The sequence below is a fragment of the Nocardioides sp. Leaf374 genome (assembly GCF_916862475.1).
In the GTDB taxonomy this organism is placed as follows: Bacteria; Actinomycetota; Actinomycetes; order Propionibacteriales; family Nocardioidaceae; genus Nocardioides; species Nocardioides kribbensis.
Window position 1 is genome coordinate 1 of sequence record NZ_CAKASO010000069.1, and the last position, 8,104, is coordinate 8,104.

At 73.8% G+C, this 8,104-nt stretch carries 7 protein-coding genes; 5 read left to right on the forward strand and 2 right to left on the reverse strand.

Annotation, left to right across the window (positions count from 1 at the left end; all coding sequences use genetic code 11):
• The 5 genes from infB to LPA27_RS18735 all read left to right on the forward strand — a co-directional run.
• Nucleotides 1-2,513: translation initiation factor IF-2 (infB, locus tag LPA27_RS18715; protein ID WP_228943470.1), on the forward strand; the 2,513-nt coding region annotated here is incomplete at its 5' end.
• A 142-nt stretch (nt 2,514-2,655) separates the two neighbouring features.
• A complete protein-coding gene (gene rbfA, locus LPA27_RS18720; protein ID WP_228943472.1) occupies nt 2,656-3,195 on the forward strand; it encodes a 30S ribosome-binding factor RbfA in 540 nt (179 codons plus the stop codon).
• Complete coding sequence (gene truB, locus LPA27_RS18725) at nt 3,192-4,109, forward strand: tRNA pseudouridine(55) synthase TruB (protein WP_228943474.1); 918 nt, start codon at nt 3,192-3,194, stop codon at nt 4,107-4,109. The genes rbfA and truB overlap by 4 nt, the downstream gene beginning before the upstream one ends.
• Before the next feature lie 23 nt (nt 4,110-4,132).
• The gene (locus LPA27_RS18730; protein WP_228943476.1) at nt 4,133-5,065 is read left to right on the forward strand and encodes a bifunctional riboflavin kinase/FAD synthetase; all 933 of its coding nucleotides are present in this window, start codon (nt 4,133-4,135) and stop codon (nt 5,063-5,065) included.
• A complete protein-coding gene (locus LPA27_RS18735; protein ID WP_228943478.1) occupies nt 5,065-6,066 on the forward strand; it encodes a lysine exporter LysO family protein in 1,002 nt (333 codons plus the stop codon). Before LPA27_RS18730 ends, LPA27_RS18735 begins: the two co-directional genes overlap by 1 nt.
• 97 nt (nt 6,067-6,163) lie before the next feature.
• Here LPA27_RS18735 and LPA27_RS18740 read toward each other — a convergent pair whose 3' ends face one another.
• Entirely contained in the window at nt 6,164-6,421 is a 258-nt protein-coding gene (locus tag LPA27_RS18740) for an HPr family phosphocarrier protein (RefSeq protein WP_056862421.1), read from the reverse strand.
• 43 nt (nt 6,422-6,464) lie between these two features.
• Nucleotides 6,465-8,104 (reverse strand): PTS fructose transporter subunit IIC (locus LPA27_RS18745; RefSeq protein ID WP_228943480.1); only part of this gene is annotated, 1,640 nt, incomplete at its 5' end.

Here is an 8,104-nt window from a genome sequence, read left to right on the forward strand (position 1 = left end):
CCGCGGCTCCGGAGGCTCCGGCCGCCCCCGCGGCGCCGGCTGCACCCGCGGCCAAGGCCGCCCCCGCAGCACCGGCCGCTCCCGCCGCGAAGGCGGCGCCCGCTCCGGGTGCCCCCAAGTCGCCGGCACCCCGTCCGGTCGGCCGCCCCGGTGCGCCGCGCCCGGGCAACAACCCCTTCTCGTCCAACCAGGGCATGGGCCGTCGGCCCTCCGCTCCGGCCCCGGGCGGCGACCGCGGTCCCGCCGCGCCCGCTCCCGGCGGTGCCGGTGGCGGCGCGAGTGCCGGTGACCAGCGTCCGCCGCGTCCGCCGGCCGGTCGCGACGGCGGTGCGCCGGGTCGCTCGGGCATGCCCCGTCCCAACCCCGCGATGATGCCCAAGTCCCCGGCCGCGTTCGGCCAGGGTCCGGGCGGTCGTCCCGGCGCTCCGGGTCGCCCGGGTGCCCCCGGTCGCGGCGGTGCTCCGGGTCGTCCCGGCGCCCCCGGCCGCGGTGGTCCCGGCGGCGGCGGTGCTCCGGGTCGTCCCGGCGGCTTCGGCCCCACCGGTGGCGGTCGTCCCGGCGGCGGTCGTCCCGGCCAGCGCGGTCAGACGCAGGGTGCCTTCGGTCGCCCCGGCGGCCCCTCGCGTCGTGGTCGCAAGTCGAAGCGGGCGCGTCGCCAGGAGTTCGAGGCGATGCAGGCGCCGACCATCGGCGGCGTGCGCGTCCGCAAGGGCGACGGCGAGACCGTCAAGCTGCCCCGAGGCGCCTCGCTGACCGACTTCGCCGAGCGCATCGGCGTCGACGTGTCCTCCCTCGTGCAGATGCTCTTCAGCCTCGGCGAGATGGTCACGGCCACCGAGTCGGTCAACGACGAGACCTTCGAGCTGCTCGGCGAGGAACTCAACTACGTCGTCCAGGTCGTCTCCCCCGAGGACGAGGACCGCGAGCTGCTCGAGTCCTTCGACCTGGAGTTCGGCGAGGACGAGGGCGACGAGAGCGACCTGGTCATCCGGCCGCCGGTCGTGACCGTCATGGGTCACGTCGACCACGGAAAGACCAAGCTGCTCGACGCGCTGCGCAACGCCAACGTCGTGGCCAAGGAGGCCGGCGGCATCACGCAGCACATCGGTGCCTACCAGGTCGCGGCGGAGGTCGACGGCAACGAGCGTCGCATCACCTTCATCGACACCCCCGGTCACGAGGCATTCACCGCCATGCGTGCCCGTGGTGCCCAGGCGACCGACATCGCGATCCTCGTGGTCGCGGCCGACGACGGCGTCATGCCGCAGACGGTCGAGGCGCTCAACCACGCCAAGGCCGCCGGTGTGCCGATCGTGGTCGCGGTCAACAAGATCGACAAGCCCGACGCCGACCCGACCAAGGTCCGCGGCCAGCTCACCGAGTACGGCCTCGTGCCCGAGGAGTACGGCGGCGACTCGATGTTCGTCGACGTCTCGGCCAAGTCCGAGCTCAACCTCGACAAGCTCCTCGAGGCCGTCGTCCTCACCGCCGACGCCTCGCTCGACCTGCGGGCCAACCCCACGCAGGACGCGCAGGGCCTCGTGGTCGAGGCGCACCTGGACCGCGGTCGCGGCCCGGTCGCCACGGTGCTGGTCCAGCGCGGCACGCTGCGCGTGGGCGACTCGATCGTCGCCGGCGCCGGCTACGGCCGCGTGCGGGCCATGCTCGACGAGCACGGCGAGAACATCACCGAGGCCGACCCGTCGCGCCCCGCGATGGTGCTGGGTCTGACCGCCGTCCCCGGCGCGGGTCAGAACTTCATCGTCGTCGAGGACGACCGGATGGCCCGCCAGATCGCCGAGAAGCGCGAGTCGCGCGAGCGGGCGGCCATGCAGGCCAAGCGCCGCGTGCGTCGCACCCTCGAGGACTTCATGGCCTCCATGGAGAAGGGCGAGAGCCAGGAGCTCAACCTCATCCTCAAGGGCGACGTGTCCGGCTCGGTCGAGGCGCTCGAGGACGCCCTGTCGCACATCGACGTGGGCGACGAGGTCAGCCTGCGGGTCATCGACCGCGGTGTCGGTGCGATCACCGAGACCAACGTCGACCTGGCCGCCGCCTCCGACGCCATCATCATCGGCTTCAACGTCCGGCCCCAGGGCAAGGCGACCGAGATGGCGGACAAGGAAGGCGTCGAGATCCGCTACTACTCGATCATCTACCAGGCGATCGAGGAGATCGAGGCGGCCCTCAAGGGCATGCTCAAGCCGGTCTACGAGGAGTCGGTGCTCGGCCAGGCGGAGATCCGCGAGATCTTCCGCTCGTCGAAGATCGGCAACATCGCGGGCTGCATGATCACCAGCGGTGTCGTGCGACGCAACGCCAAGGCGCGCGTGCTGCGCGACAACGCCGTGGTCGCCGACAACCTCGACCTGTCCTCCCTGCGCCGGGAGAAGGACGATGCCTCCGAGGTCCGCGAGGGCTTCGAGTGCGGTCTGGTGCTGCGCAACTTCCAGGACATCAAGATCGGCGATGTCGTGGAGTCCTTCGAGATGCGCGAGATCCCGCGCTCCTGATCGACCCTCCGAGCCGGCGCGACGACCCCACCCGGGTCGTCGCGCCGGCTCGGTGTCGGTCCGGGCCCCGGACCGTCGTCCAGCCGGTCCGCGAGGCCACCGCCAGCCAGCGCCCCAGCCGGGCGTGCGAGAGAGTGAGAACATGAGCAGCCCCCGAGTCCGCAAGATCGCCGACCGGATCCAGGTCATCGTCGCCGAGATGCTCGAGCGTCGCGTCAAGGACCCGCGCCTCGGCTTCGTCACCGTCACCGACGTGCGCGTCACCGGCGACACCCAGCAGGCCACGGTCTTCTACACCGTGCTCGGCGCCGACGGCGACGACGAGGCAGCCCGGGCCGGCACCGCCGCCGCGCTGGAGTCGGCCAAGGGCCTGATCCGCTCCGAGGTCGGCAAGCAGCTCGGCATGCGCCACGTGCCCACGCTGACCTTCGTCGCCGACGCGCTCCCCGACACCGCCCGGCAGCTCGACGAGGTCCTCGCGCGCGCCCGGGCCCAGGACGAGGCCGTGGCCGCTGCGCGCGGTGCGACGTACGCCGGCGGGGAGGACCCGTACAAGAAGCCCCGCGAGGCCGACGACGAGGCCGACGACGGGGCCGACGACGAGGTAGACGACGTGGACGGGGCCGCCGCGGACGGCGTGCCGGCGGCGGAGCCCGACGCCGGGGGCGACGAGCTCCGGTGACCGACCTCGCCGGCCTGCTGGTCGTCGACAAGCCCGGCGGCATCACGTCGCACGACGTGGTGTCCCGGGCGCGCCGGGCGCTCGGCACGCGCAAGGTCGGCCACGCCGGCACGCTCGACCCGATGGCCACCGGCGTCCTCGTGCTCGGCGTCAACCGGGCGACCCGGCTGCTGGGCCACCTCATGCTCACCGAGAAGGCCTACGCCGCCACCGTGCGCCTCGGCGTCGCCACGACCACCGACGACGCCGAGGGCGAGGTCGTCTCGACCACGTCGGCCGATCACCTCGACGAGGCGGCGGTGCGCGAGAGCCTCGCGGGCTTCGTGGGCGACATCGAGCAGGTGCCGACCGCGGTCTCGGCCATCAAGGTGGACGGCAAGCGCGCCTACCAGCGCGTGCGCGACGGCGAGGACGTGCAGCTCGCCGCCCGCCCGGTCACGGTCCACGAGCTCACGGTCCTCGACGTGCGCCGGGTGCCCGGCGGTGCGGTGACGGGGCACGGCGCCGGCGGGTCCCCGACCACCGACGTGGTCGACGTCGACGTCGCGCTGCGCTGCTCCAGCGGCACCTACGTGCGCGCCATCGCCCGTGACGCGGGTCGCGTGCTGGGCGTGGGCGGCCACCTCACCGCGCTGCGCCGCACGGCCGTCGGGCCCTACGACCTCACGGTCGCCACCACCCTGGAGCAGCTGGCCGAGCAGGGTCCCGGCGCACTGCTGCCGGTCGCCGCCGCCGCACGCGCGGCGTTCGCGTCCCTCGACCTCGACGCGCGTCAGGCCGGCGACGTGCGCATCGGGCGGCCGCTCGACCTGGCGCTCGACGGCCTCACCGCGCTCTTCGACCCGGCGGGGGAGTTCCTGGCCCTCTACGAGCCCCGCGACGACCGGGCCCGGGCGGTCGCCGTCTTCGTCTGAGGGCCCGGGTCTAGGGTTTGACCGTGCAGATCTGGCGCTCCCTCGACGACGTCCCCCCGGACCAGCCGCGCTCGGTCGTGGTGGTCGGCAACTTCGACGGCGTCCACCTCGGTCACCGTCGCGTGCTGGCGAGGGCGCGCTCGCTCGCCGGCGACCGCCCCGTCGTCGCGGTCACCTTCGACCCGCACCCGATGGCCGTGCTGCGTCCCGAGCACGCGCCGACGACGCTCACCACGATGGAGGCACGCGCCGCGCTGCTCGACGAGGCCGGAGCCGACGCCATGCTGGCCCTGCCCTTCGACCGCGCCGTGGCGGCCTGGACGCCGGAGGAGTTCGTGGTCAAGGTCCTCGTCGACGCGCTGCACGCCGCGAGCGTCGTGGTCGGGGCCAACTTCCGCTTCGGCCACAAGGCCGCCGGCGACGTGACCACGCTGGTCGAGGAGGGGCTGCGCCACGACTTCGCCGCCGAGGGCATCCCGCTCGACGGCGGCCCGATGGTGTGGTCGTCGACCTACGTCCGCACGTGCCTGGCCGCCGGCGACGTGGCCGGCGCGGCCGAGGCGCTCGGTCGGCCCTACGCCGTGCGCGGCCTCGTGGTGCAGGGCGACCAGCGCGGGCGCGAGCTCGGCTACCCCACGGCCAACGTGCCGATCGACGCGAGCGTCGCGGCCCCGGCCGACGGCGTCTACGCCGGCTGGCTGCGACGCGTCGGCGCGACGGGCGACCCGCTGCCCGCCGCGATCAGCGTCGGCACCAACCCGACCTTCGCCGGGGAGCGCGACCGGCGCGTGGAGAGTTACGTGCTCGACCGCACCGACCTCGAGCTCTACGGCGTCGAGGTCGAGGTCTCCTTCGTCGAGCGGCTGCGCGGCATGACCGCCTTCGCCTCGGTCGAGGAGCTGCTGGTGCAGATGGCCGACGACGTCGCGCGGGCCCGCGACCTGCTGCTCGGCTGATGGGGGAGTCGTCGACCCCGACCGATCTCGCGGCCGCGGAGACGTGGTTCGCCCGCAACGGTCTCACCTACTTCGTGCCCTCCGAGCGTGCGGCGGCGCGCCAGGCCCTCAAGCCCGGGCGCACGGCACCCCTGCTGCTGGTCGTCGCGGTCGTGGCGGGCACCCTGGGCGGTCTGCTGGCCTGGTGGGTGGGTGAGCTCAGCGCGGCGCCGGCGCTGCTCGTCTCGCTCGGGCTGGCTGCCCTCGGCTGGTACGCCCTCACCGCGCTGCGGCTGCGCCCGATCCTCGCCTGGGCGCTGGGCCGGACGTTCGGCAGCCTGCGGCTGCTGCTGCCGATGGCCACCCGGGCGCTGCCGCTGCTGCTGCTCTTCATGACCTTCCTCTTCATCAACGCCGAGGTGTGGCAGCTCTCGGCCAGCCTCGCCCCCGGCGTGCTGTGGCTGCTGGTGTTGCTGCTCGGCGGGCTGGCCGTGGCCTTCCTACTGGTGCGGCTGCCCGAGGAGGTCGACCGCGCCGACGACGCGGTCGACGACGCGTTCCTGCGGCGCGCCTGCCGGGGCACACCGCTGGAGGCCGCCTGCGAGGAGCTGCTCGCCGACGCGACGGCCGATCCTGCGTCCCACGCCGAGGTCAGCGGCTTCGAGCGGTGGAACCTCGTGCTCGTGCTCCTGGTCATCCAGGCCGTGCAGGTGCTGCTGCTGGTGGCGATGGTCTTCGCCTTCTTCCTGCTCTTCGGCTCCCTGGCCATGGGGGAGCAGGTGCAGCTGGCCTGGACCGCCCGCGAGAGCATCACGAGCCTCACCTGGCTGCCGAGCGTCTCGGTGGAGCTGGTGAAGGTCGCGCTCTTCCTCGCCGCCTTCTCCGGTCTCTACTTCACGGTCTCGGCGGTCACCGACGAGACCTACCGCGAGCAGTTCTTCTCCGGCGTCACCCGTCACGTCGAGCGGGCGGTGGGGATGCGCGCGGTCTACCTCACGCTGCGCGCCCGCGCGGCGGACTGAGGGTCGACGGGCGGCGTCGCCGCGACGCCTCCGGACGCGCCGCGGCCCGGCACCCTGGAGGGTGCCGGGCCGCTGCGTCCGCGCGGGTGGGACGACGTCAGGCGTCGAGGTCCTTCTCGACGAGGGCCGCGATGGCCTCGACGTCGGCCTCGGAGTCACCGGAGACGGTGACCGAGTCGCCCTTGCCGGCGCCCAGGGTCATGATCAGCAGCGCGGAGCTGGCCTCGACCGGCTCCTCGCCCTCGACGGCGAGCATGACCTCGGAGTCGAGCTCACCGGCCGCCTCGGAGATGATCGCGGCGGGGCGGGCGTGCAGGCCGACGGCGGAGCCGACGGTGACGGTCTTGCTGGGCATGGTGCTCCTTCGGAGGGGGTGGGTGCGGGCGGGTGTGGCGGGGTCAGGCGACGGGCGCGACAGCGGGGTTCTTGGCCGTGGACTTCAGCACGATGACCGCGGCGGCGCCGACGAGCACGCCGGCGACCAGGGCGATGATGAAGCCGAGCACGCCGTCCACGGCGAAGAGCACGAAGATGCCGCCGTGCGGTGCCCGGACGCTGACGTCGAGGGCCTGCGAGAGGCCGCCGGTGACGGCGCTGCCGAGCATGATCGAGGGGATCACGCGCAGCGGGTCGGCCGCCGCGAACGGGATGGCGCCCTCGGTGATGAAGGAGGCGCCCAGGAGCCAGCCGGCCTTGCCGTTCTCCCGCTCGGGCTGGGTGAAGAGCTTCGGCCGCACCACGGTGGCCAGGGCCAGCGCGATCGGGGGCACCATGCCGGCGAGCATGACCGAGGCCATGATCTTGAGCTCGGGGGCGTCGGCCGCGAGGGCCGCGCCGCCGACGCCGGCGGCGGCGAAGGAGTAGGCGACCTTGTTGAGCGGACCGCCCATGTCGAAGGCCATCATCAGGCCGAGCACGACACCGAGCAGGATGGCGTAGCTGCCGCTCATCGAGTTCAGACCGTCGTTGAGCTGGTCCATGAGCCAGCCGATCGGGCGGCCGAGCACGACCAGCATCAGCAGGCCGGCGATGATCGAGGTCAGCAGCGGGATGACCAGCACGGGCATCAGGCCGCGCGCCCAGGCGGGCACCTTCCACGAGCCGATCCAGTGGGCGATGACGCCGGCGAGCACACCGCCGACGATGGCCCCCAGGAAGCCCGTGGCCGGGACCCCGACGCCGTCGCCGTCGACGACGCCGAAGATGTTGGCGGCCAGACCGCCGACGATGAAGCCGGGCGCGATGCCGGGACGGTCGGCGATGGCGTAGGCGATGTAGCCGGCCAGGGCCGGGATGAAGAACATGAACGCGGTCTTGCCGATGACGAAGAAGAGCGCGCCGATGTAGGCCATGAGGCCGGAGCCGAAGAGGGCGTGGTCGAGGCCGAGGGCGTCGACGTCGGGCAGGTTGAACAGCGTGTTGTTGACCGCGATCTCGCCGTAGGGTCCGACGATCTCGTAGCCGCCGAAGAGGAACGACAGGGCGATCAGCAGACCGCCGGCGGCCACGAACGGGATCATGTAGGACACGCCGGTCATGAGGACCCGCCGCGTGCGGCCGCCCCACGTCTCGCCGCCGCCGGTGCCGGCACCCGAGCCGGCGCCCGCGTCGGAGCCGGAGCCCTCGACGCGCGGAGCGGCCGGGTCGTCGGCGTTGCGCAGCGCCTCGGCGATCATGGCGTCGGCGGCGTCGATCGGTCGCTTGACGCCCGAGGAGACCAGCGGCTTGCCGGCGAAGCGGGCCCGGTCGCGCACCCCCACGTCGACGGCGAAGATGACGGCCTCGGCCTGGCGGATCACGTCGGCGCCCAGCGGCGTCGAGCCGGCCGAGCCCTGGGTCTCGACGGCGAGGTCGACCCCGGCCCGCTCGGCGGCGGCCTCGAGGGCCTCCGCGGCCATGTAGGTGTGGGCGATGCCGGTGGGGCACGCCGTGACCGCGACCAGGCGGCGCCGGGTGGCGGTGGCGGCGACCGGGGCGGCGGCGGGGGGTCGACGACGGTAGCCCGAAGGGACCGCCCGGTGTCGCCGGCGTGAGCCCG

Coding starts and splice junctions, on each gene's coding strand:
- rbfA (WP_228943472.1), top strand. CDS start 2,656: ATGAGCAGCCCCCGAGTCCGCAAGATCGCCGACCGGATCCAGGTCATC.
- LPA27_RS18735 (WP_228943478.1), top strand. CDS start 5,065: ATGGGGGAGTCGTCGACCCCGACCGATCTCGCGGCCGCGGAGACGTGG.
- LPA27_RS18740 (WP_056862421.1), bottom strand. CDS start 6,421: ATGCCCAGCAAGACCGTCACCGTCGGCTCCGCCGTCGGCCTGCACGCC.